This is a genomic window from Mycobacterium sp. 2-64 (assembly GCF_035918375.1).
Taxonomy (GTDB): Bacteria; Actinomycetota; Actinomycetes; order Mycobacteriales; family Mycobacteriaceae; genus Mycobacterium; species Mycobacterium intracellulare.
This window is the reverse complement of record NZ_CP142361.1, coordinates 2,033,600-2,056,338: the sequence shown is the minus strand read 5'-3', so window position 1 is coordinate 2,056,338 and position 22,739 is coordinate 2,033,600. Positions and strand designations below refer to the sequence as shown.

At 65.8% G+C, this 22,739-nt stretch carries 26 protein-coding genes; 4 read left to right on the top strand and 22 right to left on the bottom strand.

Going from position 1 to position 22,739, the window contains the following annotated elements; translation table 11 throughout:
• Nucleotides 1–26: 26 nt before the first annotated feature.
• Together QGN31_RS10105 and trxA are read right to left on the bottom strand one after the other, a co-directional pair.
• Complete coding sequence (locus tag QGN31_RS10105) at nucleotides 27–836, bottom strand: enoyl-CoA hydratase (RefSeq protein WP_008257990.1); 810 nt, start codon at nucleotides 834–836, stop codon at nucleotides 27–29.
• A gap of 43 nt (nucleotides 837–879) precedes the next feature.
• Entirely contained in the window at nucleotides 880–1,233 is a 354-nt protein-coding gene (gene trxA / locus QGN31_RS10100; protein ID WP_009953261.1) for a thioredoxin, read from the bottom strand.
• A gap of 144 nt (nucleotides 1,234–1,377) precedes the next feature.
• On the opposite strand from trxA, the gene QGN31_RS10095 reads away from it, so the two are divergent.
• Nucleotides 1,378–3,207: an acyl-CoA dehydrogenase gene (locus tag QGN31_RS10095; RefSeq protein WP_009953260.1), complete on the top strand. Its 1,830-nt coding sequence runs from the start codon at nucleotides 1,378–1,380 to the stop codon at nucleotides 3,205–3,207.
• Between the two features lie 21 nt (nucleotides 3,208–3,228).
• Here QGN31_RS10095 and QGN31_RS10090 read toward each other — a convergent pair whose 3' ends face one another.
• Nucleotides 3,229–3,507, bottom strand: coding sequence for a hypothetical protein (locus QGN31_RS10090; protein WP_014380448.1), 279 nt, complete (start codon nucleotides 3,505–3,507; stop codon nucleotides 3,229–3,231).
• Between QGN31_RS10090 and QGN31_RS10085 the strand changes: the two genes are divergently transcribed.
• Nucleotides 3,491–4,069, top strand: coding sequence for a DUF5666 domain-containing protein (locus tag QGN31_RS10085; RefSeq protein ID WP_008257998.1), 579 nt, complete (start codon nucleotides 3,491–3,493; stop codon nucleotides 4,067–4,069). The two genes, QGN31_RS10090 and QGN31_RS10085, sit on opposite strands and share 17 nt — an antisense overlap.
• 125 nt (nucleotides 4,070–4,194) lie before the next feature.
• Entirely contained in the window at nucleotides 4,195–4,932 is a 738-nt protein-coding gene (locus tag QGN31_RS10080) for a DUF5666 domain-containing protein (RefSeq protein ID WP_014380449.1), read from the top strand.
• A gap of 42 nt (nucleotides 4,933–4,974) precedes the next feature.
• On the opposite strand, the gene QGN31_RS10075 is transcribed toward QGN31_RS10080, so the two are convergent.
• The 7 genes from QGN31_RS10075 to QGN31_RS10045 all read right to left on the bottom strand — a co-directional run bounded on the left by QGN31_RS10075 (nucleotide 4,975) and on the right by QGN31_RS10045 (nucleotide 10,459).
• Nucleotides 4,975–5,385 carry a cupin domain-containing protein gene (locus QGN31_RS10075; RefSeq protein ID WP_008258000.1) on the bottom strand — a complete coding sequence of 137 codons (411 nt, stop codon included), beginning with the start codon at nucleotides 5,383–5,385 and terminating at the stop codon, nucleotides 4,975–4,977.
• Between the two features lie 19 nt (nucleotides 5,386–5,404).
• On the bottom strand, nucleotides 5,405–6,157 hold the full coding sequence (locus QGN31_RS10070; protein WP_008258001.1) for an SDR family oxidoreductase: 753 nt from the start codon (nucleotides 6,155–6,157) through the stop codon (nucleotides 5,405–5,407).
• 36 nt (nucleotides 6,158–6,193) lie between these two features.
• A complete protein-coding gene (locus QGN31_RS10065; RefSeq protein ID WP_008258002.1) occupies nucleotides 6,194–6,622 on the bottom strand; it encodes a Rid family hydrolase in 429 nt (142 codons plus the stop codon).
• Between the two features lie 16 nt (nucleotides 6,623–6,638).
• Nucleotides 6,639–7,169: a cupin domain-containing protein gene (locus tag QGN31_RS10060; protein WP_232518819.1), complete on the bottom strand. Its 531-nt coding sequence runs from the start codon at nucleotides 7,167–7,169 to the stop codon at nucleotides 6,639–6,641.
• A gap of 465 nt (nucleotides 7,170–7,634) precedes the next feature.
• The gene (locus QGN31_RS10055) at nucleotides 7,635–8,021 is read right to left on the bottom strand and encodes a GNAT family N-acetyltransferase (RefSeq protein ID WP_014711983.1); all 387 of its coding nucleotides are present in this window, start codon (nucleotides 8,019–8,021) and stop codon (nucleotides 7,635–7,637) included.
• Nucleotides 8,022–8,180: 159 nt separating this feature from the next.
• Entirely contained in the window at nucleotides 8,181–9,419 is a 1,239-nt protein-coding gene (locus QGN31_RS10050; RefSeq protein ID WP_014385205.1) for a thiolase family protein, read from the bottom strand.
• Nucleotides 9,420–9,688: 269 nt separating this feature from the next.
• Nucleotides 9,689–10,459 (bottom strand): SDR family NAD(P)-dependent oxidoreductase, encoded by a 771-nt coding sequence (locus QGN31_RS10045; protein WP_014385206.1) that lies wholly within the window; start codon nucleotides 10,457–10,459, stop codon nucleotides 9,689–9,691.
• Between the two features lie 303 nt (nucleotides 10,460–10,762).
• Here QGN31_RS10045 and QGN31_RS10040 point away from each other — a divergent pair, with 303 nt between their 5' ends.
• Nucleotides 10,763–10,981 (top strand): hypothetical protein, encoded by a 219-nt coding sequence (locus QGN31_RS10040; RefSeq protein WP_009955746.1) that lies wholly within the window; start codon nucleotides 10,763–10,765, stop codon nucleotides 10,979–10,981.
• Nucleotides 10,982–11,001: 20 nt separating this feature from the next.
• On the opposite strand, the gene QGN31_RS10035 is transcribed toward QGN31_RS10040, so the two are convergent.
• The 12 genes from QGN31_RS10035 to QGN31_RS09980 form a co-directional block, all read right to left on the bottom strand.
• Entirely contained in the window at nucleotides 11,002–13,947 is a 2,946-nt protein-coding gene (locus QGN31_RS10035; protein ID WP_014385207.1) for an MMPL/RND family transporter, read from the bottom strand.
• The gene (locus QGN31_RS10030) at nucleotides 13,944–14,369 is read right to left on the bottom strand and encodes an MmpS family transport accessory protein (RefSeq protein ID WP_008258012.1); all 426 of its coding nucleotides are present in this window, start codon (nucleotides 14,367–14,369) and stop codon (nucleotides 13,944–13,946) included. The genes QGN31_RS10035 and QGN31_RS10030 overlap by 4 nt, the downstream gene beginning before the upstream one ends.
• A 128-nt stretch (nucleotides 14,370–14,497) precedes the next feature.
• Nucleotides 14,498–15,526: a methyltransferase gene (locus QGN31_RS10025; protein ID WP_041297908.1), complete on the bottom strand. Its 1,029-nt coding sequence runs from the start codon at nucleotides 15,524–15,526 to the stop codon at nucleotides 14,498–14,500.
• On the bottom strand, nucleotides 15,523–16,983 hold the full coding sequence (locus QGN31_RS10020) for an MFS transporter (protein WP_201359311.1): 1,461 nt from the start codon (nucleotides 16,981–16,983) through the stop codon (nucleotides 15,523–15,525). The genes QGN31_RS10025 and QGN31_RS10020 overlap by 4 nt, the downstream gene beginning before the upstream one ends.
• A gap of 71 nt (nucleotides 16,984–17,054) precedes the next feature.
• Complete coding sequence (locus tag QGN31_RS10015) at nucleotides 17,055–17,720, bottom strand: nitroreductase family protein (protein ID WP_014385210.1); 666 nt, start codon at nucleotides 17,718–17,720, stop codon at nucleotides 17,055–17,057.
• The gene (locus QGN31_RS10010) at nucleotides 17,717–18,106 is read right to left on the bottom strand and encodes a RidA family protein (protein WP_014385211.1); all 390 of its coding nucleotides are present in this window, start codon (nucleotides 18,104–18,106) and stop codon (nucleotides 17,717–17,719) included. Before QGN31_RS10010 ends, QGN31_RS10015 begins: the two co-directional genes overlap by 4 nt.
• The gene (locus QGN31_RS10005; RefSeq protein WP_232065665.1) at nucleotides 18,103–19,077 is read right to left on the bottom strand and encodes an NADP-dependent oxidoreductase; all 975 of its coding nucleotides are present in this window, start codon (nucleotides 19,075–19,077) and stop codon (nucleotides 18,103–18,105) included. The genes QGN31_RS10010 and QGN31_RS10005 overlap by 4 nt, the downstream gene beginning before the upstream one ends.
• Nucleotides 19,078–19,129: 52 nt before the next feature.
• Nucleotides 19,130–20,608, bottom strand: a complete 1,479-nt coding sequence (locus QGN31_RS10000; protein WP_043955786.1) for a dihydrolipoyl dehydrogenase family protein — start codon at nucleotides 20,606–20,608, stop codon at nucleotides 19,130–19,132.
• A gap of 5 nt (nucleotides 20,609–20,613) precedes the next feature.
• On the bottom strand, nucleotides 20,614–21,096 hold the full coding sequence (locus QGN31_RS09995; RefSeq protein WP_043955074.1) for a hypothetical protein: 483 nt from the start codon (nucleotides 21,094–21,096) through the stop codon (nucleotides 20,614–20,616).
• Nucleotides 21,083–21,523, bottom strand: a complete 441-nt coding sequence (locus QGN31_RS09990) for a cupin domain-containing protein (protein ID WP_014942435.1) — start codon at nucleotides 21,521–21,523, stop codon at nucleotides 21,083–21,085. The genes QGN31_RS09995 and QGN31_RS09990 overlap by 14 nt, the downstream gene beginning before the upstream one ends.
• 18 nt (nucleotides 21,524–21,541) lie before the next feature.
• Nucleotides 21,542–22,462, bottom strand: coding sequence for an NADP-dependent oxidoreductase (locus QGN31_RS09985; RefSeq protein WP_014942436.1), 921 nt, complete (start codon nucleotides 22,460–22,462; stop codon nucleotides 21,542–21,544).
• Nucleotides 22,462–22,707 carry a hypothetical protein gene (locus QGN31_RS09980; protein ID WP_014942437.1) on the bottom strand — a complete coding sequence of 82 codons (246 nt, stop codon included), beginning with the start codon at nucleotides 22,705–22,707 and terminating at the stop codon, nucleotides 22,462–22,464. Before QGN31_RS09980 ends, QGN31_RS09985 begins: the two co-directional genes overlap by 1 nt.
• Nucleotides 22,708–22,739: the final 32 nt, after the last annotated feature.

Here is a 22,739-nt window from a genome sequence, read left to right as displayed (position 1 = left end):
ATCGCTCTCCCGAGTTGAAAAGACGCCTATTTGTCGTCGGTGAATACCGCTGGTCGTCGTTCTGCGCGTGCGGCAACCGCTTCTTCGAAGTTGGCGGTGAGCAGGCGGACGAAAAGCTGTCCCAAGCCTTCGGCTTGCATGTGCCCTTCCAGGCTACCGGCGTCCAGTCCACTCCACAGCGTGCGCTTGGTCAACTCGACGCCCGGCCGCGAGAACGCCGCGATCCGCGCGGCGATGGCGTAGCAGGTGTCCAGCAGCTGCTTGTCGGGCACCTGGCAGGACACCAGCCCGATGCGCTCGGCCTCCTCGGCGGTGATGTCGCGCCCGGTCAGCATGATCTCGAACGCCCGCGACGACCCGATGGCCCGCGGCAGCAGGTAGGACAACCCCAGTTCGCTGGCCGTCAGCCCGTTGTTGATGCCGGCGGCGCGGAAGTACGCGGTGGTGGAGGCCACGCGGATGTCGGCGGCCAGCGCCAGGCACAGGCCGCCGCCGATGGCGGGGCCGTTGACCGCGGCGATCACCGGCTGGTGCAACCGGCGCAAACCCAGGATGACTTCGTCGAGAATCTCCATGGAGCGCAGCGCATAGGTGGGGCGGGTCAGCCCCTCGACGTGGGGCACCGAGCCCGCGGACTTGTGATCAGCCCCCGAGGAAAAGCCCCGGCCGGCCCCGGTGAGGACGACGACGCGCACCGCGTTGTCGTACCTGACCTTTTCCAGGGCCTCCTTGAGCGGGACCATGACGTCGAACGCCATGGAGTTCATCCGCTCGGGCCGGTTGAGGGTTATCAGCGCGACGCCGGGCCGCGGGTGGTCGACCAGTACCAAACTCACCCATGCAACCTAGCGCGTGGCCGACGCCGGCGCGGTGCCGCGCTTACTCGGCCGGGCCGGCTTCGGCGGCGTCGACGTCGAACGCCCGGACCTGCTGGACCAGGTCCTCCAGGGCGGCGGGCGGCAGCGCACCCGGCTGGTTGAACAGCAGTTTGCCCTTCTTGAAGGCCATCAGCGTGGGGATGGACCGGATCTGGGCGGCCGCGGCCAGCTGCTGTTCGGCCTCGGTGTCGACCTTGGCGTGCACGATGTCGGGGTGTTTCTCCGAGGAGGCCTGGAACGTGGGGCCGAACTGGCGGCATGGACCACACCAGGACGCCCAGAAGTCGACGAGCACGATGTCGTTGCCCTCGATGGTTTCGTTGAACTTCTCAGCGGTGAGATCGAGTGTTGTCACATTTGCGGTAACGCCCGGCGCCGACACGGTGTTCCCGTCCCGCGGCGCCGCGCCCGCCGCTGGTTACGGTTGCGTACGTTTTCCCGCGTCCGACAGACTGGGCCTGACCATCCGCCGCCTCAATGAACCAGTGAGGGAATCGCGTTGGGCCACTACATCGCAAACGTCCGTGATCTCGAGTTCAACCTCTTCGAGGTCCTCGACATCGGCGCCGTCCTGGGCACCGGGGGCTACAGCGAACTCGACGAGGAGACGGTCCGCACGATATTGGCCGAGGCCGCCCGCCTCGCCGAGGGCCCGGTCGCCGAATCCTTCGCCTTCGCCGACCGCAACCCGCCGGAGTTCGACCCGGCCGAGCACACCATCAGCGTGCCCGACGAGCTGGCCAAGACGGTGCAGGCGATCAAGGAGGCCGGCTGGTGGCGGTTGATGCTGGCCGAGGAGATCGGCGGCATGGCCGCACCCCCGCCGCTGGCGTGGGGGGTCAACGAGATGATCATCTGCGCCAACCCGTCGGCGAACTTCTTCTGCCTCGGCCCGTTGATGGCCCAGGCCCTGTACATCGAGGGCAACGAGCAGCAGCGGCACTGGGCCGCCGAGGGCGTCGAGCGCGGCTGGGCGGCCACCATGGTGCTCACCGAACCCGACGCGGGTTCTGACGTCGGCGCCGGACGCGCCAAGGCCTTCGAACAGCCCGACGGCACCTGGCACATCGAGGGCGTCAAGCGCTTCATCTCCGGCGGCGACGTGGGCGACACCGCCGAGAACATCTTCCACCTGGTGCTGGCCCGCCCCGAGGGCGCGGGTCCGGGCACCAAAGGCCTGAGCCTGTTCTATGTGCCCAACTATCTGTTCGACCCGGACACATTCGAACTCGGTTCGCGCAACGGGGTTTTCGTCACCGGCTTGGAACACAAGATGGGCATCAAGTCCTCACCCACGTGCGAATTGACCTTTGGTGCAACCGATGTGCCCGCCGTCGGCTACTTGGTCGGCGACGTGCACCGGGGTATCGCGCAGATGTTCACCGTGATCGAGCACGCGCGCATGACGATTGGCGTCAAGGCCGCCGGCACGCTGTCCACCGGTTATCTGAACGCGCTGGCTTTCGCCAAGGAGCGGGTGCAAGGTGCGGACCTGACGCAGATGTCCGACAAGACCGCGCCGCGGGTCACGATCATCCACCACCCCGACGTGCGCCGCAGCCTGATGACCCAGAAGGCCTACGCCGAGGGCCTGCGGGCGCTCTACATGTACGCCGCCGCACACCAGGATGACGCAGTGGCCCAACGTGTTTCGGGCGCCGATCACGACATGGCACACCGGATCGACGATCTGCTGCTGCCCATCGTCAAGGGCGTGAGCTCGGAGCGGGCCTACGAGGTGCTGACCGAATCGCTGCAGACACTGGGCGGTTCCGGCTTTTTGGCCGACTACCCGCTCGAGCAGTACATCCGCGATTCCAAGATCGACTCGCTCTACGAGGGCACCACCGCCATCCAGGCGCTCGACTTCTTCTTCCGCAAGATCGTGCGCGATCGGGGCCAGGCCCTGCAGTTCCTGACGACTCAGATCACCGCGACCATCGACGACTGCGACGAGGCCCTCAAGCCGGTCGCCCAACTCCTGCAGACCGCGTACGACGACGTGACGGCGATGACGGGCGCACTGACCGGGTATCTGATGTCCGCCGCCCAACAGCCCACCGATATCTACAAGGTGGGGCTGGCCTCGGTGCGGTTTCTACTCGCCGTGGGCGATCTGCTGATCGGCTGGCGATTGCTGGTGCAGGCCGGCGTCGCACACCGCGCGCTGACCGACGGCGCGGCGGGCGCTGACGAACCGTTCTATCAGGGCAAGGTCGCGACCGCGACGTTCTTCGCCAAGAACATGTTGCCGAAGCTGACCTCCCTGCGCACGGTCATCGAGGCCATCGACGACGAGATCATGAGGGTGCCCGAAGAGGCCTTCTGACGGTCACAGGTTACGCACAGCTCAAATGGGTAAACCATGACGTTCGCTCTCACCGACGAATGGAGAAACGTTGATGTCTGCCAGCTGTGCCGTGCCCCGGCTCACGCGCTTCGCGGTATTCGCGGTCGCGGGGGCCACCGCCCTGTCCCTGTCCGCCTGCGGCTCGTCGAACAAATCCAGCTCCACCTCCACCTCGACCTCGACGTCGACGTCCACCGTGACCTCGGCGGCCCCCTCGTCCACCCCGAACGCCGAAGCTAAGGTCAGCGGCCTTATCGCGTCGGTGGCCGGCAACTCCATCCAGGTCACCAAGGAAGACAACGCGACCGCCGCGGTGAACTTCACCTCGACCACCAAGATCACCGAGGCCGTTCCGGCCGGCCTGCCCGACGTGACCCAGGGCAGCTGCCTCAGCGTGAAGCCCACCGAGGGATCGGCGCCCGGGCAGCCGGTGACGGCCGCGAAGGTCAAGATCAGCGAGTCCGTCAACGGCACCTGCCCCAAACCGCACGAGTCCACCCCCGGCGGGGCCAGCAGCACACCGCCGTCCGGCTCGCCGTCGCCGGCCCCCGCCAAGCCGGCCTGGGTGCGGGGTTCGGTTGCGTCGGTGTCGGGCAACACCATCAACCTGACCGGCACGGATGCCAGCGGAAACACCACGCAGACGACGGTCACGGTCGACGACAAGACCAAATACACCAAGCAGACCAGCGCGAACACCGAAGCGATCGCGCCGGGCAAGTGCCTGTCCGCGCGCGGAACCACGGACAGCGGCGGCGCGCTGCAGGCGACGAGCATCAAGCTACGACAGGCCGTCGACGGCAAATGCGGCAAGCCCAAGCAGCCCGGCCAGGGTGGATGACCCAGGCTCGAGCCAGCTGAGATTGCCGTCACCGCCGGCGGGCGCGAGCGAAAACCGCGCCCGCCGGGGGTGATTGGCCACGAGGGCGAACATGTGATGGAGAAGAGTCTGTGCGTGCCGCTTCGTTGAAACCCCGGCCGACGCACATCGCGATCGCCGCGGTGATCGTTTTCATCGCGTTGTGCGTGGCCATGTGCGACTCCCCGCGCGACACGTCGAGCAGTAACGCGCCGCCCGCCGTCACGGCCGTCCCGCCCAGCGCCGCACCGAGCGCGGTGCCACCGCCGGCGCCGCCCCCGCCGCCGCCGGTCGGCAAGGATTACGTCGAGGGCATGGTCCAGTCGGTGTCGGCTGGCACGATCGCGCTGCGGACGCGAACCGGCTCCGCGAGTGTGGATTACACGCCCGAGACGAGGGTTGTCCAGGTCACCCCGGCCAAGCTGGCCGACGTGACCCCCGGCAGCTGCGTGAACGTCCGCGCCACCCCGCAGAGCGCGCCGACCCCCGGGGCGGTCACCGCGCAAGCGGTGACGGTCACCGCGTCCGCGGACGGCAAGTGCCCGCCGCCGGCCGGGTTCTACGGGACGGTTGCGTCGGTGTCGGGCAACACCATCACCGTCACCGGGCTGGGCCCCGGCGGCCCGGGCGCGCCCACCACCGTGACCGTCACCGAATCGACCTCATATCAACGGCAGACACCGTCGGACGCCCAGGCGATCACCAACGGTAAATGCCTGGGCGCTAACGGAACTCAAGACGGCGGTGTGCTGCACGCGGCGATGATCAGCTTGGAGACGTGCCCGCCCATGGGCCACCCGCACCACCACCACCTGCATCTGCCCCACCTGCCGTTCCACCTTTAGCCTGCGGCGGCGCGAAGCCGGGCGCAGCGGGCCGCCGGCCGTTCAGCCGTTGACCCGCAAACCCTTTCGCGCCTCGAGCTCCTCTTGGGTAACCCATTCGCGCAACGGTCGCCCCGGCACACACAGCAACGTGAGGACGAAGCTACAAGGAATGTCAGCGCGGTTGTTCGCGTCCCGGTAGTGGATCACGTCGCCGCCGGCCCCCCAGAACGCGTCTCCCGCGCGGAGGACGCGGGGCGCTTCACCTTCGATCTCGAACAGCATCTCCCCGTCGATCATGTACCCGAATCCCGGTCCGCCGGGAAGCCGATGCGGCGGGTTTCCGGGGGCGCCGGGTGGATGGTTGATGAGGACGGTCAGTACGTGGGCGTCGGCCGGAATCGACGGCGACCGCACTTCCTGCAGCACGGTGAACGTTGATTTCGGTTCGGAGTCGTTCGCATCCAACAACATTCGCTGCCTCAGCCTGGGGTTACGACGCGCGGTGCGCATCGATCCAGTCGGAGTATCGAGTGGTGAAGATCGTGGCGTTGTCGTCGGGTGCGAGGGTGTGATCGTCGATCACCGCGCCGAAGTACGGGGCCTGGGCGTCGGTCACGACCCGTCGATGATCACCGCCGGCGGCGAGGCCCGTGCGGACAAAGTCGTCCATTCCCATCGCTTCGGGTCCGGCGATCTCCGTCACGCCGTTGCTCGGGGGCTCGACCGCCGCGCGGGCCACGGCGGTGGCGACGTCGTCGGCGGCGATGGGACGGAACAGTGCGGGTGGCAACCTGACAATGTCCCCGTCCGTGGCGGAATCGGCCAAGCCGACCGCGAATTCGTAGAACGGAGTTGCTCGCACGATCGAATAAGGCACGCCCGAATCCTTGATCAGCTTCTCCTGAGCGGCTTTCGCGGTGTTGTAGCCGCTGTCCGGCATGCTCTGCGCGCCCACCACGGACAACGCGACGTGGTGTTTGACCCCCGCTTCCCGTTCGGCAGCGAGAAGATTCGCGGTCGCGGTGGTGAAGAAGTGCATCACGGGTTCATCGTCGAACACCGGCGAATCGGCGACGTCGACCAGGACGTCCGCACCGGCGACGGCGTCGGCCAGGCCTTCACCGGTGAGTGAATCGACACCGGATCGGCGGGAGGCGACGAGCACGTCGTGTCCTTGCGCGCTGAGCTGGCTCACCACCTTCGAGCCGATAAGCCCGCGACCGCCGATGACCACGATCTTCATGATGGACCTTTCCGAGTTGTTCTTGACCGAACCGGTCTACTTGCTGCCAAATCCGGCGATGGCGACGACCTCGATTTCGACGCGCTGGCCGGCCAGTGCGAGCGCCTCGACGCCCAGTGCGGTCCACAGCGGCTGCCGTTCACCGAGCCGCTTGCGGAACTGGTCCACCATCAACGACATGTGTTGACTGCCAATGGAATCGTCGGCGGTGGGGACATGGTAGGAGTGTACGTTCACCACGTCGCCCCAGGTGGCGCCCGCCTCGGCGAGGGTTTTCTCGATGTTGTCACACGCCTTGTCGATCTCGTCCTCTAAGGATGTGACCGACAAGGTGAAATTCGCGTCCCAGCCGCCCTGCCCGGAGATCTCGATGCGATCGCCGATGCGCAGAGCTTGGCGGTAGTGGTTGCGGGTGCGGGCAATCTCGCCGTACCCGGGCGTATCGAAGAATTCGGGCTTGGACATGCGGGGGTTCCTTTCATCAAATGGGCTCACCGGGGAATCTCACGCCGAAGCGTTTGCAGAGTTCGGGCACGCTGTCGACGTCCATCTCCAGCTCGTAGCGTGCACAGAGTTCGTCTAGGCTCTCCGTCGATATCTTGTCCACACCGCCAAGGTCGGTGAGCTCGTCGAAGAACTGCTCAAATCCTGCGGGGGAAATGATCTCGAGGATGCGGGCGGGTTCGTCACCCGCATTCCAGAACGTATGCCATTGGCCCCGCGGCTTGAAGATGAAGTCGGCGGGCCCGCCATAGAGCACTTCATCGCCGAGCAAAGCTCCTACACGTCCCTCGATGATCCAGCTGTACTCATCTTCGTTGTGGTGGCGATGAAGCGGTGCGGCCAGCGCTCGTGGCGACATCGGATGCTCGAGGACCGAGAAGCGCCCCTCCGCATCAAGCTTGTCGAGGATGTGGCGGACACCGATAGTGCCTTGGAACACCGACTTGCCTTCGGTGCGCCCGACAGACCTAGCGGGTGGCCCGCCCGGCCTCAAGATGTCAGTTGCCACGTCAATTCCACCTTCCCAACTCTTCTGTCGTCACCGAAACAACCATCTGGCCTCACACTGCATGATCGAGGTCTCCTTTAGGTTTTCCGTGACGGTTCATCGCCGTCCCCGGTATCGACGGCGCTTAAACAGCTCAGCTCGGCCGCCGCACAACGGGGGGCAATCCTGCGCGGTCCTGCTCTTAGTGAACCTGCAACCACGCCGGGTGAGCTGTCATCACCCCAACCACCAATTCACCCGGGTGAGTAGTGCGCCGCAGTGAACCCGAGCGTGGACGGATGAGCCTGCGCTCGCGGGAGCCCGCTGTTCGCGGGACAGATCGAACGCGTCCGCATTATGAGTGGACTTGCCTCCCATCAGGGAATCGCATCTTCCGAAACTGAACGCACACAGCAGGATACGCTCACCAGAGCGGCGACTACGTCGTCGCTGACGGGCGGCCGGCCACGGAACAAGCGCGGGCGATTAGGGGCTGTCGCGAGCCGGCCGCGACACCGGGCGGAGCAATCCTTGATACTGGTCGGCGACCAGGTCCCGATATTCGGGGTGGCGCAGGATGTAGTCGGCCGTGACCTTGCACCGTGGGATGACGGTATGTCCGGCCCTCCGGATCAGAGTGAGCACACCACTGATCATCGCCGAGGAGACCCCCCGATCACGCCATTGCGCATCGACCTCGGTGGCCATCAAAACGATGTGCGCGCGGTAGCGGCGGTACGGCTGCCGACCGATCACCTGGCCGTCGACGGCGGCCTCGAACCGACTGTCTTGGGCGTTGTCGGTGATGATCGTCTGTAGTCCATGGTGGGCACTGCGTTCGATACTGCCCATCGATGTTGCCGATTCGCTCACGATCCACTATCCCTTCCGCATCGTCACGGGTGGCAGCTGAGGTCATGGGCGATGACCTCATGCTCGGTGAGAGTCGCCGGGGTGTCATCATCCGAATTCCGATCGTCCGGGTGATTCGTCTCGAGGAAGCCGGACTGCGCTGCGCCAGGGGGCCGAAAGCTACACGGCATCAGGGTTTTCCACCACTACCGCCACCCCTTGGCCCGAGCCGATGCACACCCCGATCACGCCATAGCGTGCGCCACGTTCCCGTAGCTCAATGGACAATGTCAACAAATACCGCGCTCCGGTCGCGCCAAACGGATGCCCGATCGCGACCGCGCCACCGTTGGGCGTGAGCTTGTCATCGGGCACGACAAAGCCGTCGAGTTGGTTGGGTAACTCCCGCAGCACCCCCAAGGCTTGCGCGCTGAACGCCTCATGGATCTCCCAGACATCGATCTGTTGCGGGGTCAGGCCGGCACGCCGGATCGCCGCCGGCATCGCCCACGCTGGAGCTATCCCCATGATCAGCGGATCGATCCCATGGACGGCGCTCGACACCATCTTGGCCAACGGCTGCAGGCCCAAGTCGGCCGCGCGTTCCTTCGAACCGATGAGTACCGCGCTCGCGCCGTCGCTCAGGGGCGAGGAGTTCGCCGCCGTCATCTGCGTGGTGCCCGGCTGGGCCGGAAGTGCCGCCAGCGCCTCCGCCGTGGTGTCATCGCGGATGAACTCGTCATGCTCAACCATGCGCGCCGCCGTCTTCTTGGTAGCCGGGATCGACACTGCCATGATCTCTTTGGCCAGCCTCCCCCGATCGCGAGCGGCTTTGGCGTGGCGCTGCGAGCGCAGCGCAAACGCGTCAATCTCCCGACGGCTCAGCGAATAGCGATCCGCGACATTCTGCGCCGTCTCGATCATGCTGAGGTAGGCGTTGCGCGCCAGCAACACTGAATTCGGCGGACCGCCCGCACCACTCCACATCGTGTCGAGCATCAACACCGGACCGCGGGGGTTGAAGGCCGCGTCTCCCTTCATCAGCGCCCAACCCGAGCGCGACATCGATTCGACCCCACACGCGATGCCCAAGCCCAGATCGCCGGCCTTGATGGCATGGCTGATACTCACCGCCGCACTCAACGACGAGCCGCAGAACCGATTCACCGTCAAGCCCGCGACGCTGTCGGGAAACCCAGCGGCAAGTGCGGCCCATCGTGCGATATCACCCATCCCCTCATGGGCGGGGTTCACGCATCCGGCGTGGACATCTTCGACGGCATCCAGGGGAACGCCCGCCCGTTCGCATGCGCCCTTGAGCGTCATGCCCAACAGGTCGTCGGCACGGATCGCCGATAGCGCGCCCCCGTAGCGGGCAAACGGCGTACGCACTCCGCCGAGGACATAGGCGTCACTCATCGGGGCCCCTCCTCGTCGCGGCCAAGCCCAAACGACGTGGAGCGCCGCGACATGCGGTCCACCCGTTCCGTCAGTACGATCCGGTCACGACGATCACGCGGTAACAAGCACGGCCCCAACAATATTGGCGCTCGCCCAAGATCAAGCAACGTCGGCATTCGTGATTACCCTTCCCCGGTTGCGCTCATCGACTGAGTCGGGCGAAAGTTCGGTCTGCGGCCCGAAGCGATAACCAACACCGGATGGGCTTCTCGGTAGCGCGTGTTCGATCAGTTGCGGCCGGCCATGACGCCGCCGTCGACGTTGAGGATTGCGCCGGTGACCCAACTGGCCTCATCCGACAGCAGATACGTCACGGCGTTGGCGACGTCGGCGGCCGTGCCGACCCGTCCCAAGGGATGAAACGGCGCGAACGTCTCTAGCGTGGCGTCGATCTCGTCCTTCGGGACCCATCGCTCGAGGGCAGGGGTCTTCACCGCGGCCGGTGCCACCGCGTTGACGCGGATCTTGTGCCCGGCAAGCTCGATGGCCAAGTTGTGGGTGAGCGCATGCAGCCCGGCCTTTTGCATGGAATGCCCCGCCGATGGGGTCCGGCCGATGGCTTGATGCGCCCACATGCTGCCGATGTTGACGATGGCCCCGCCCTCACCCCTGGCGACCATCCCCGCAACGACGGCCTGAGTCAGGAAGAACAGCGCGTAGTTGAGCTCCATGTAGGAGTCGTAGAACTGCGCGTCGTAATCGAGAAACGGCCTGGGGATGAAGAATCCGGCCGCGTTGACCAAAAGGGTCGCATCGCTGTGCTGTTCGGCAAGCGCGCGCCGCACATCGGCGATCGCAGCGCGGTCGGTCAGCTCGGCGGCGATGCCCCAGGCGTGGCCACGCCGGCCCGTCAGGTCGGCGACGGTGTCGTCGACACGGGCTTTCGAGCGTCCCACGATCACCGCGCTGCCGCCATGGTCGACGACGTCCGTCGCGACCTGCCGGCCCATGCCCGCACTGCCCCCGACAACGATGACCTTCTTGCCGTCAAAATGCATGCTCGGGTCCCTTCCCGGTCTCCTGACGAGCCCCCAACCGGGGTAGCAATCCCGTCCGATCTGTAGTGAGACTGCGGCCAGGCGGGGTGAGCTGTCATCACCCCGGCACCGTATTCACCCGGGTGAGTGAACCGACTTTGCAGTGAGAATCGACGACGACGGCTCGGTTTTCAGAAGATAGTTAATTTGCAAGCGCAACGAAATTATTTTGAAATGGCCGCCACCTGTTTTCGAAACGGAAATTGTCCGCTAGCGATAAGAAACCAGCACCGATTCAGGGCAGCCGCGCGTATTCTGACCAGTATGGTCAAGACCAAGACCTGCGTGCATTGCGGCCACACGTTCGACCCGGATGCCCGGCGGCGTGACCTATCCGATCCGGAGTGGCTCCCGGCCGCATCGGTCTATTGTTCGCACGAGTGCAGTGACCGCTACCATTGCGAGATCGTGCATTGCTGCTCGACCCACGTCAAAGAGAAGGCTCAGCGCGAAGCCGCCATGGCGGCGCATCGCGAAACGTAGACCGATTGTCCCGCCGGCTGCTATGTCTGCGCATCCGACGGCACCCCGCGTTGCGGGTGGTACAGCAGTGCACGAACAAGCGGGCGGGGTCCGACCGACCGGAGCATCTGACTGGCCGGGCGGACCCGTACCCGCTTCGGCCACCAGAACCAGCGTCCCATCACCGTCATGATCGACGGCGTGATGAGCGATCGGACGACGAACGTGTCGAACAACAGGCCGATGCCGATCGTCGTGCCGAATTGGCCGATCGCCCGGAGATCGCTGGTGATCATCGTGCCCATGGTGACGGCGAACACCACGCCGGCGGCCGTCACCACCGGCCCGGTCACACCCATGCCGCGGATGAGTCCCGTTTTCAGCCCCGCTCCGATCTCCTCCTCGATGCGGGACACCAGCATCAGGTTGTAGTCGGACCCCACCGCCAGGAGCACGATCAACGCGAATTCGGTTGCCACCCAGTGCAACTGGAAATCACCAAGGTGCTGCCAGATCAGTGTCGAGAACCCGAAGGCGGCCCCTAGCGACATCACGATGGTGCCGACGATGACGCCCGCCGCGACCAGCGCGCGGGTCACGATCACCATGATGATGAAGATGAGCACGATCGAGGCCACCCCGGCGATCATCAGGTCGTACTTGGCGCCGTTGGCGATGTCGTAAAACGTTGCGGCCGTGCCGCCGAGGTAGATGTCCGCGTTCTCCAGCGAGGTGAGTTTCAGCGCCTCCTTGGCCGCTTGGCGCTCCTGATCGACGGACGCGATTCCCTTCGACGTCGCCGGATCCACGGAGTGAGTGATGATGAAGCGCGCGGCCTTGCCGTCCGGCGACACCATCAGGCTCAACCCCAGCTGGAAGTCCGAGTTCTGGAAGATCTCGGGTGGCAGGTAGAACAGGCTCTCCACCTGGGCGTCGTTGAAGGACTTGCCCATCACGGCGTTCGTGTCGGTCAACCGGTCGAACTGATCGATCAGGCTGTCGAACGAGCTGTAGATGGTCAGCGTCGTATCCCGGATCGACTTCGAGACGGCGATGTTCTCGGGGATGATCGCCAGCAGTTCGCGCGTGGCCTTGGCCGTGTTGGTGAGGTCGCTCGTGAGGGCGTGGAACTTTTCGGCCAGCAGATCGAACCCGTCCAGCGCGTCGAACAGGCTCCGTAGCGACCAGCAGATCGGGATGTCGTAGCAGTGCTTCTCCCAGTAGAAGTAGCTGCGAATCGGTCTCCAGAAGTCGTCGAAATCCGCGATGTGATCTCGGATTTCGTCCGTGATGGCCGCCGTCTCCCCCGTGGTTTTCGAGCTGTCGTCGGCGGCGTTCGCGAGCTTCTGTGTGACCGCGTATTGACGCTCCAACAGCGCGATCTGGGTGTCGAGGAAACCGGTGATCTTCTTGATGTCGGCGACGCGATCCTTCAGGTAGTTCAGGTTGCTGCGGATCGGCGCGCTTTGCACACTGAGCTGGAACGGAATCGATCCGTCTTGAATCGGCGGGCCCAGAGGCCTGGTGATGCTCTGCACACGTTCGATGCCCGGCACCCGGAAAATGGCACCGGCGATCTTGTCCAGGACCAGCATGTCCCTCGGATTGCGCAGATCGTGGTCCGATTCGATCATCAGAAGGTCCGGGTTCAACCGGGCCTGGGTGAAGTGTTGATCGGCCGCGGTGTACGCCTGCACCGACGAAGCGCTCGGCGGCAGGTAGTACAGGTCGTTGTAACGAGGAGTGAAGCCCATCAAGCCAATTGCGCCGACGATCGCCAGGATGACCGACGTAGCGAGGATGGGCGCCGGCCACCGCACGATGGCCGTCGCCAAGCGGCGCCACCGCGTGTAGTTGAACTCGCGCTTCGGGTCGAAAAGGCCGAAGCCGCTTGCGAAGGCGATCAGCGCGGGCGTCAGCGTGACGCCCGCGGCCACCACCACCAGCAGACCGACCGCACACGGAAACGCCAGCGAGCTGAAGTACGGCAGCCGGGTGAATTTCAGACAGGCCAGCGCCCCGACAATCGTCAAACCCGAGCCCAGCACCACCTTGGTGACACCGGCGAACGTGTCGTAATAGGCGGCTTCGCGATCCAGCCCCCGTTCGCGGCCCTCCTGGTAGCGGCCGACCATGAATATGGCGTAGTCGGTGCCGGCGGCGATGGCCAGTGCCGTCAACAAGTTGACGGCGAAGGTCGACAGCCCCATGATGCCGGTTTCGCCCAGCAGCGCAACGACGCCGCGACCGGTGGCCAGTCCGACGAACAGGATGACCATCGTCAGCAACACCGTGCCGATGGATCGATAGACGAACATCAGCATGATCGCGATGATGATGATGGTGATGATCGTCATCTTGGCCAGGCTCGCGTCGCCGACGACGATCGTGTCGGCGGTCAGGGCTCCCTGACCGGCGACGTAGGCCTTCACCCCGGCCGGCGGTTTCGAGTCCGCGACGATTTTGCGAACCGCCGCAACCGATTTGTCGCCGACGGCCCCGCCTTGGTCACCCCGCAGGTTGACCTGAACATAGGCGGCCTTGTGGTCGTAGCTCTCGACACCGGAAGACGTGAATCGCTGTCCCCAGAAATTCAGCGCATGCTCGACGTGTTCGTGGTCCTGCTGCAGCTTCTTGACCAGATCGTCGTAAAACCGGTGAGCATCCTCGCCGAGGGGTTTGTCACCGACCAGGGTCACCAGGACAAGGTTGTCGGAGTCGTACTCCTTGAATTTCTCCCCGATGTGCTTCATCCCGGTCACCGAGGGCGCGTCGGACGGCGAGAGCGGCACCGAGACTTCCTCGGCAACCTTTTCCAGCTGTGGGACGAAGACGTTGACGCCGATCGCGATCAGCAGCCAGACCACGATGATCGGCAGTGCCAGGACGCGGATGGTGCGGGCGATCCGCGGTTTCCGCTCAACCTCGGTGCGCTGCACGACGGGGATTTCGGCCGTGTCGTCAGCGTCGCTGCTATCGCTGCTCACGCGGACTTGTCCAAGCAGGAAACCTGCGCGTTCCGGTTGGTGGCCTGTTGTTGATCGACCAACTTGCCGTCGACGGTGATGCGGCAGCCGATGAAGGGACTGTCACCTTGGGCGACGACGTAGGCGAAGATGCCGGGCATCTCGGCGACGATCGTCTTCGACCATGGCAAGGTGGTGAAGTTGGCCTTCTGCGGCAGTGACTCCGCATCCATCCAGTTGACGACGCCGGTCGTCCCGGGCGGTCCCAGGATTTCGTAGATGGCGGTCTTGGCCGCATACGGCGGGGTCGCGTCCCGGGGATCGGGCTTGGGCAGCCCGGGTCCTGGGAAAACGCCGTTGAGTCGGATCACTGCGACGCCACCGATGACCAGCGCCACAGCCACGACCAGCGGAACCCATGCCCGCTTGAGAAGCGTTAACACCGTGCCCCCCGATCAGGAATGCTCGACCGGCTGATATTAAGACATCTCTTCGCGTGCGCCACGGCTAGCCGAACGCAACAGCGGTCGAGTTGATTCCCGCGGTGGGCGCATTCGCTCGGATGCCATGTTCAGATCCCTACGGTTTCGATGACCGCGAACTGCCCAGCCTGGCCGACGGTCGTGCGGCGAAATCCGGCGGAGGCGAAGAGCGCGTCGAACTCGGCGATGTCGCGTTCCTTGCCACCATTCATGACCAACATGTTCATGTCCATCATCGCCGGCAGCCCGGGAAGCCCGAATTCTCCCACAAGATAGTCGATGACGACGAGGCGCCCGTTCTCTTGCAGGGCGGCACGGCAGTTTCTCAAGATCCGTATGCAGTTCTGGTCGTCCCAGTCGTGCAGGATGTATTTGAGCACATAGAGATCCGAGGGCGGTACCGTCTCGAAAAAATCGCCTCCCACCGCGGTAAGACGCTCGTGCAGACCATCTTTGCGCGCCGCCGTCGCGGCGTCGGGCACGATGTGCGGCAAGTCGAAGACGCCACCGCGCAGGTGGGGGTTGGCCCGCATCATCGCCCGAAGGACCTCGCCGTTTGCTCCCCCAACGTCCAGCGCGTATCTGACGCCTCGGGTGTCGACCACCTTTGCGATCTCGATCGCAGCGGCCGCACTGAGATTCGACATGGCTTCGGTGAAATGACTCGCCTCGTCGGGATGCGCGGCCAGATAGTCGAAGATCGTGCCGGGTGCGCCGTGTGCAGCCTTCATCTGGCCGGTGCCGCTGCGAACAGCATCCGGGAAGCGGCCCCAGGTCAGCCAATGACCAGGCGCGGCTTGGGCAAGGACCATGCCACGCAACGAGTTCGGGTCGTCGCGCAGCAGCGTGCTGAGCAAGGGCGTCCCGGTGAGCCGCACACCATCGTCCGACGTGACAAGACCCAGGGAGGCGCAGGCACGGATAAGCCGCCGGGTGGCGGCCGGATCGATGGACTCTTCCGCCGCGATCGCTTCAGCCGTGTCGGTACCCGCGGCGAGATGATCCGCCACGTTGAAAGTCGCTGCAGCACGAACGATCTGCGTGACCCAGAAACCGGTCAGCATGGTCATCATGCGCTCGTAATCTTGCGCCCCGGACGGTGCGGAATGTGCTGTCATGTCTCCTCCATCGCGGCAGACGGACTCGAGGCCACGGCCGGTTGCACGCCGGGCCGGTCACGGCACAACGCCGCGATGTCGCACGGGACGGGTCGGCACCCGCCAGGCGGATTGGTTATCAACAGTGCGGCGCACAACGCGCCTAGGGCGAATAGCGCGGCACTCACCTCCAACACGCGGGCGAATCCGGCGGCGCTCGCCGCGCCGACGGTGATGAGGCCCATGGACCCGATCGACATCAGCGCGGCCAGCCGCGACACCGCGTTGTTGATCGCCGACGCCAGGCCGCTGTGTTCGGTCGGCACCGAGGCCAGCATCACCGACGTCAGCGGTGTGATCGTCGCGACCAGCCCGATGCCCAGCACGGTCATCCCGGGGATAAGGTCGCTGATCGCGTGGAATCCACTGGGTTTCGGACGGATCAGCAGCAGTCCCAATCCCGCCACGGCGGGGCCCCCGATCAGGAACGCGCGTGGTCCCACCCGCGCGGCGATGCGACCGACATGGCGGGCGAACACGAACGACAGCGCCGGGATCGGCAGGGTGGCGAGTCCGGCCGCCGTGGCGGAGTACCGGCCGATTTCCTGGGTGTAGAGGGCGACGGCCAGCGATCCCAGCGTCAATGCGCCGTAGACGAAGGCGGTGACGAGGTTGGCGGCAGCGAAGTTACGAAAGGTGAACAGCGACAACGGAAGCATCGGGCACTTGCTGCGGTGCTGCCACCTCACGAAGCCGGCCAGGGCGGCGACCCCGACCACCAATGGTGCGAGGACAGCCGGGTCGGTCCAGCCATCGCGTTGGGATTCGATCAACGCGTATACGGTCGCGCCCAGCCCCACCGCCGACAGGACCACCCCCGCGGTATCGACACGGGCGCCTTCGACCCGCCCCGATACCGGGCACAGCCAGAACGTCAGGGCATACCCGACCGCCATAGGGATCGCCGACAGCACGAAAATCCAACGCCAGCCCAGAAAGTCGACGCACATTCCGCCCAGCAGGGGGCCCGCAGCGAAGGCGGTTCCCGTCCACCCGGTCCAGACGCCGATCGCCGCGGACCGCTGCGCCTTGTCGAAGACCGTGTTGATCAACGCCAGCGAGCCCGGCACCAGGAACGCGGCACCCAGGCCTTGGACGAGGCGCGCGGCGATCAGCATCGCGGGCGAGGTGGCGGCCGCCGCCAGGACCGAGCCCGCGCCGAAGGTCAACAGCCCGAAGCGCATCACCGGAACGCGCCCGAACAGGTCCGAGACGGAGCCGCCGGGCAAGATCGCGGCCGCCATCGCCAACAGGTAGCCGTCAATGACCCACTGCTGCAACGCCAGACCACCGCCGAGATCGTGCTCGGTGGCCGGCAAAGCCAGATTGATCACGGTGGAATCGAAGAACGCGACCATCGACACCGTCACCGCGACCACCATCGCCCGGCGGGTCGGTGCCGCGTCGCGCAACGTCATTGCGGGGCCCGTTCGTCGTATGGCCGTGGCTGGGCGCCAGACCCGTTGCGTGAGCTGGTCATCATCGGTTCTCACCACCGGTCGAAATGCAGCACGTCGTCGAGCGGAATCCGTTTGGCACGGCGGAAGGTCGTGCCGGTGTAGTAGGCGGTGGGGATGGTCGTGGCGTGATAGACGTTGTCGGGCAACCCGAGTATGGCCCGCATCTCGTCGTCGGCCATGATCGTCACCCCGGTCCACGTGGTCCCCAAGCCCCGGGAGCGCGCGGCGAGCATGTAGCTCCACGCGGCCGGCATGACCGAACTCCAATACCGGTTGGCGTTTTCGCCCGTCAGCGTGCCGTCACCGTCGATGACCTCGACGCACGGGATCATCAAGACCGGGACCTCGCCGAGGTGCTCGGCGAGGTACGCCGCGCTGTCGGAGACTTTGCGCTGCTCGCGATTGCGCGCGGGATCGTCTTTGAACCGATCGGCGACCGCGTACGGCGACGTGGCGATCGAGTCCCAGGTGCGCCGGTACACCTCGGCGATCGCCCGACGCTGTTCGGCATCGGTGACGACGATGAAGCTCCAGTTCTGCACGTTCGCCGACGTCGGTGCCTGCACCGCGATCTCCAGGCATTCCCGGATCAGGCCGATGGGAACGGGTTTGGTCAAATCGAGGCGCTTGCGCACCGAACGGGTCGTGGTCAATAGTTCGTCGGTGGACAACTCGACTCTTGCGTAGTCGCTCATGCCGGCAGGATGGCGATGACTTCGACCTCCACGCGGATGTTGGGCCACACCAGCCCGTCGATGATGCTGAACATGGCGGCAGGCCGGTGGCGGATGATTTCTTTGCTTACCGCCAGGTAGGCGGACGCATTGTCACGGCCGGTGACCCATTGGCGCATGTAGACGATGTCGGTGAGCGTCGCGCCGGCCTTGCCGAGTGCCTTTTCGACGTTGGCCCAGCACTGCCGGGCCTCGTCAGTGAAGTCCTCGGGCAGCGTGCCGTCTTCGCGCACCCCGGGTGTTCCGGAGACGAAAATCTGTGTGCCGCCCCCGGATACGGCGACGGCGTCGGCGTAGTGCCCGATGTGATCGGCCACTCCGGTGCGGATCGGGGTAATGGTGGTCATCGCGAGACTCCTTGGCGGTGTGTGCTTTTCGGCTGACTTTGTGAGCTGTCTGTCGTGATGGCGACTCCGCTGGCCTCGTGGCCCGCGACCACGTGCGCGAGGGCGGCGGCGGCCTGATCCAGGCCGCAGGAACGCGGGGTCGGCATGCTCAATCGACGGGAGGCGAGTAGCGCGGCGAGGCGGCCGAGTTGCGCCCCGTCGGAACGGACGTAAACCGACGTCACGCCGATCCCGCGGGTGGGTGCGGGCGGGTCGGGGGTGATGGTGGCCAGCCGGCCGCCGTCGGCAAGCGCGGTCATGGCCGCACCTGCACCCCCCGGGGCCGCGTTGGCGACGGCGTCGACAGAGCCCCTCGCCAACGCCCTCGCGTGTTGCGGCCACAGCGGATCGCGGTAGTCGATCACTTCGCGGGCCCCATGCTCGCGGACCCGGACGGCGCTGCGCGGACCGGCCGTGGCGAGGACGTCGACCCCGCGCAGGGCGGCCAGCTGGACAATGAGCCCGCCGGTGATCCCACCCGCGCCATGAACGAGCAACGTCTCTCCCCCGCGAAGCGCCAACGCCTCGCCGACCACCTGCTCGGCGGTCAACGCCGGCACCGGAAAGATCGCCGCGGTCTCCCAAGGGATCTCGGGTGGTTTGCGCGCCAGCGATCCGACGGGTGCGATCAGAAGCGGCGCCCACGCGCCGTGGTCGCGCAGCGGCACGGGGTGACACAGCACCTCATCGCCCACACCGAATCCGCCCGGGCTGTTGCCGACGGCTTTGATGACCCCGGCGGCCTCGACACCGAGCGCCAGCGGCGGCCCCGTGCCAACGTCCCAACCCCCGTACCGAATGATGTTGTCCCAGTTGCCGACACCGGCGCCGCGAACGTCGATGAGGACCTCGTCGGCCGCCAAGGGTCGGGGGTCGTCCACGTCGAATGTCTCCACGTTTCCGCCGAGCGTGCGGATTCCCGCCACAAGCATGGTCACGGCGAGACGGGCGGCCGGTCGTAGGTCATGGTGGTTCCTTCAAGGCTCAAGCGCTCTTCTGTGCTTTCTGCGTCTCGTTTTTCAGTAACCGGGCGAGTTCGGACTCCTCGGCCAGCAGCGGATCCCAGACCTGATTGACCGTCGGATGCGGCGCGACCGCATGGCGTAGGAAACTGACCGGGACCTTCGCGACGATGGCCAGGGTGGCCGCTTGAATCAGTTCCGAGAACTGCGGGCCGACGAAGGTCGCTCCGAGCAACGTGTCGGTCTCGTCGTTGATGACCAGTTTCGCCCATCCTTGGAAGCCATCCCGGTATAGGGCGAGAAATGACACTGCGCCGGGGTAACGGGCGGTCCGCGTCCGCACCGCGAATCCTTCTGCTCGGGCCTGACTTTCGGTGCGCCCCGCCCACGCCACTTGAGGGTCAGTGTGGATAACCTGCGCCAGGTTGCCGGCATCATGGGCAGTCAACTCGTTCTCGGACAGTTCCCGTCCGGCGGCCCGGGCCGCGATGATGTCGGCCACGACGCGGCCGTGGTAGGTGGAGATATGAGACAGCCGGGCACGCCCGGTGGTGTCTCCCAGCGCGTAGAGCCAGTCGCCCGTGACGCCGACCGCTTGGAGATGGTCGTTCACAGCGACGGTCTCGCCGCGTGGCAGGCCAAGGGTTTCCAGTCCGATGTTGTCGGTGTTAGTGCGCCGTCCGGCGGCCAGGACGATCTCGTCCACCTCGACGGTCTGGCGGTGGAACGTTGCGGCGACGGGCCCGCCCGCCACGGGGCGGGCGGCCGACGACAACTCTGTCTCGAAGTGAATCGTGACGCCTTGGCTGCGCAGTGATTGCGCGACCAACTCGCGGGCTTCGGGTTCGCAGTTGGGAAGCAGGGTGTTACCACGCACCAGAAGTGTTACCGCGGAGCCCAATCCGGTGAGGATGGTCGCGAACTCGACACCGACCGGACCGCCGCCCACCACCAGCGCACGCGGTGGCACTTGTGCCATGGTCGTCAGGTCCCGATTGGTCCACGGGCGTGCTTGCGCCAACCCGGGTACCTCCGGCACGTTGGGACGAGTGCCGGTCGCCACGACGACCGCATGGTGTGCCGTCAGGACGACTTCGGTGGTATCTCCCGGGGCGTAGGCCACGCGCACTGTTCGTTCTCCGCTCAGCCGGCCGAAGCCGTGAAACACCGCGACCCCGGCTTGCCGTAGCGATGCTCTTCGGTCGTCGTCCGAAAGGTGCTCGATGATCGCATCGCGCTTCGCGAAGACGGCGGCCACGTCGATCTTTCGGTCCGACATAGCTTCTCGCACACCTGGAACCGACCTCGCGAGGTTGAACACCTCGATCGGGCGCAGCAGTGTTTTGCTGGGGTTGCAGCCCCAATAATGGCACTCCCCGCCGACCAGACGATCGTCGATGAGCGCTGCCGACAGGCCCACGGACGCGAGCTTGCGCACGGCGGCCACACCGGCCACCCCGCCGCCTATGACGATCACGTCGAAGTCCTTGCTCGCTTTCATCAGGCTCACCCGTTACAACGAGCCGGGTTGCGACGGTTGGAAGTTTCCGGACTGCATGAGGCGCCAGCGGCGGGTGCCGGCGATGTCGCGCCGAGTATGGCGTAGGCCGCGGCGGCGCTTGCCGCGGAGAAGACGCTGTAGCTAAGCGGTGACTCGATACCGAGGGCTACGGCCATCGCGGTCCCAAATACAGTGAGCACCAGGCAGGTCGCCGCCCCGACGAGTTTCGGCCACCAGCCGGCCAGGAGCAGGATCGCCAGGCTCGCTTCGGTGGCGGTGGCGGCCCACACGATGACGGTCAACGACCATCCAGAAGCAAACGGAACAAGCCAATGGGCATAGTCGGCGAAGCGGTCCATACTCCCCCAGCTACCCTGCCCAAACGGTTCCCACCACCCGAATCGGTCCGCAACGGCGGACAGAAAGGCCGCCGCGAGTGAGACTCGTAGTGCCATCCGGACAACTCGGATCGGATCAGGCGTGCGCATGGCTCGCGTTGTCGTCCGTGGTGAGCGGTCCGTCTCCGGTGTCCAGGAGGAACACCGCCAGCAATTCGGCGGGTTCGGTGGCGCTGGCATTTTCACTGATGGTGTGGTGGGCGCCGGGCGCTTCACTCCATGTCTCGCCGGCGTGATAGACGCGTGCCGGCTCACCTTCGACCTGACTGCGGATCGCACCCGAGATCACGTACGCCACGATGAACGCCGATTTCGCGTGGTGGTGGGCTTCGCTTTTGGCTCCGGGCGGATAGCTGACGCTCACTGCCTCAAGTGATTTGCCCGGCACATTGGTGGGTTGATTGAAAACCGGGCGGACCACCGGCTTTTGCTCCGGATTCTCTGGCGCCGGCTCGGCGTGCGCGGCAGGCGCGAGCATCACCGCCACGGTCAGCGCGGCGAGCGGTTTTAGGGCCATTTTGGCCGCCTTCCCTTTTCAGTCCTCGACGACCCGCAGGATTGTCTTGCCGGGGATGCGCTTGCCGGGAGCGAACGCGGTGGCGGCGTCGGCGAGCGGCAGGACCGCGCCCACGACCGGCTTGAGGCGTCCGTCCCGCACGCGCGCGGCGAGGTCTGCGAGCTGGGCGCGGTCGGCTTCGACAAGGAAGAAAACTGCCCGTCCGTCGTGCGGCTGGGTCTTCGGCGGCTCCGCGATGGTGACGAGCGTCCCGCCCGCCCGCACCAGTGCGGCCGATCGGGCGAGGACCTCCCCGCCGATCACGTCAAACACCACATCGACTTCGCCTGCGTCCTCGAGCTTTTCGGTCTCCAAGTCGAGGAAGGCGTGCACGCCGAGCTCCTCCGCCCGGTCGCGGTCTGCGGTCCGGCCGGTGCCGATGACGCGCGCACCGACCTCGCGGGCGAGCTGCACCGCGATCGACCCGACCCCACCCGCGGCACCGTGGATCAGAACCGTTTGCCCGGCGGCGAGGCGGCCGTGGTCGAACAGGCCCTGGCAGGCGGCCAATCCAGAGATCGGCAGCGCCGCGGCCACGGTGTGGTCGATATCCATCGGCAGCGGTGCGAGATTGCGGGCTTCCACCGCGGCGTACTCCGCCAGCGAGCCGTTGCGGGCCCAGTCGGCGATTCCGAACACTCGCTGGCCGACAGTCAAAAGTGTGGTGCCGTAACCCAACTCAACCACGACGCCCGACAGCTCGTGGCCGGGCACGCTCGGCGTCCGGTCGTGACCCGAGCGGTCGATCCACGTGTGCGGCCAGTCAAGCTCGCCGGGTGTGAAACCGGCGGCGTGTACCCGCACGACGACGTCGTTGTCGGCCGCCTGGGGGTAGGGCAGGTCCGTCAGCGACAGGCCGGCGACACCGGCGTCACGATCTGAAACAGTGATGGCTCGCATTACAGGTCCCTCCTGATATGGGTGGTTGTCGTCGGGTCAGCCGCGGGCTGCGGTTGTACGCTGACGAGCTCGAGGCCGAGATCACGGACCCGGTCGAGAAGTCCGTAAAGCTGTGACTGGTCGCGGATTTCACCGGTGAACACGGTTTCGGTCGCACCGGCCTCGAGGCGCATCCCTTCTAATGCGGACCCGAGCCGCTCGGTCACGCGGCCTCGAATGCAGATCTGGTACATCGTCGACTGCACTTGCCCTCCGCTCGCCGGCTGTCGAGTCAGCA

Excerpts from the sequence above, each read along its gene's own strand:
- QGN31_RS10025 (WP_041297908.1), bottom strand. The coding sequence starts at position 15,526 with ATGACAGCACATTCCGCACCGTCCGGGGCGCAAGATTACGAGCGCATG.
- QGN31_RS10010 (WP_014385211.1), bottom strand. The coding sequence starts at position 18,106 with ATGACCACCATTACCCCGATCCGCACCGGAGTGGCCGATCACATCGGG.
- QGN31_RS09990 (WP_014942435.1), bottom strand. The coding sequence starts at position 21,523 with ATGGCCCTAAAACCGCTCGCCGCGCTGACCGTGGCGGTGATGCTCGCG.
- QGN31_RS09985 (WP_014942436.1), bottom strand. The coding sequence starts at position 22,462 with ATGCGAGCCATCACTGTTTCAGATCGTGACGCCGGTGTCGCCGGCCTG.
- QGN31_RS10020 (WP_201359311.1), bottom strand. The coding sequence starts at position 16,983 with ATGACGTTGCGCGACGCGGCACCGACCCGCCGGGCGATGGTGGTCGCG.
- QGN31_RS10000 (WP_043955786.1), bottom strand. The coding sequence starts at position 20,608 with ATGAAAGCGAGCAAGGACTTCGACGTGATCGTCATAGGCGGCGGGGTG.
- QGN31_RS09995 (WP_043955074.1), bottom strand. The coding sequence starts at position 21,096 with ATGCGCACGCCTGATCCGATCCGAGTTGTCCGGATGGCACTACGAGTC.
- QGN31_RS10050 (WP_014385205.1), bottom strand. The coding sequence starts at position 9,419 with ATGAGTGACGCCTATGTCCTCGGCGGAGTGCGTACGCCGTTTGCCCGC.
- QGN31_RS10015 (WP_014385210.1), bottom strand. The coding sequence starts at position 17,720 with ATGAGCGACTACGCAAGAGTCGAGTTGTCCACCGACGAACTATTGACC.
- QGN31_RS10090 (WP_014380448.1), bottom strand. The coding sequence starts at position 3,507 with ATGGAGTTGCCGGCCACCGACGCGATAAGGCCGCTGACCTTAGCTTCG.
- QGN31_RS10065 (WP_008258002.1), bottom strand. The coding sequence starts at position 6,622 with ATGTCCAAGCCCGAATTCTTCGATACGCCCGGGTACGGCGAGATTGCC.
- QGN31_RS10070 (WP_008258001.1), bottom strand. The coding sequence starts at position 6,157 with ATGAAGATCGTGGTCATCGGCGGTCGCGGGCTTATCGGCTCGAAGGTG.
- QGN31_RS10045 (WP_014385206.1), bottom strand. The coding sequence starts at position 10,459 with ATGCATTTTGACGGCAAGAAGGTCATCGTTGTCGGGGGCAGTGCGGGC.
- QGN31_RS10040 (WP_009955746.1), top strand. The coding sequence starts at position 10,763 with ATGGTCAAGACCAAGACCTGCGTGCATTGCGGCCACACGTTCGACCCG.
- QGN31_RS10075 (WP_008258000.1), bottom strand. The coding sequence starts at position 5,385 with ATGTTGTTGGATGCGAACGACTCCGAACCGAAATCAACGTTCACCGTG.
- QGN31_RS10005 (WP_232065665.1), bottom strand. The coding sequence starts at position 19,077 with ATGCTTGTGGCGGGAATCCGCACGCTCGGCGGAAACGTGGAGACATTC.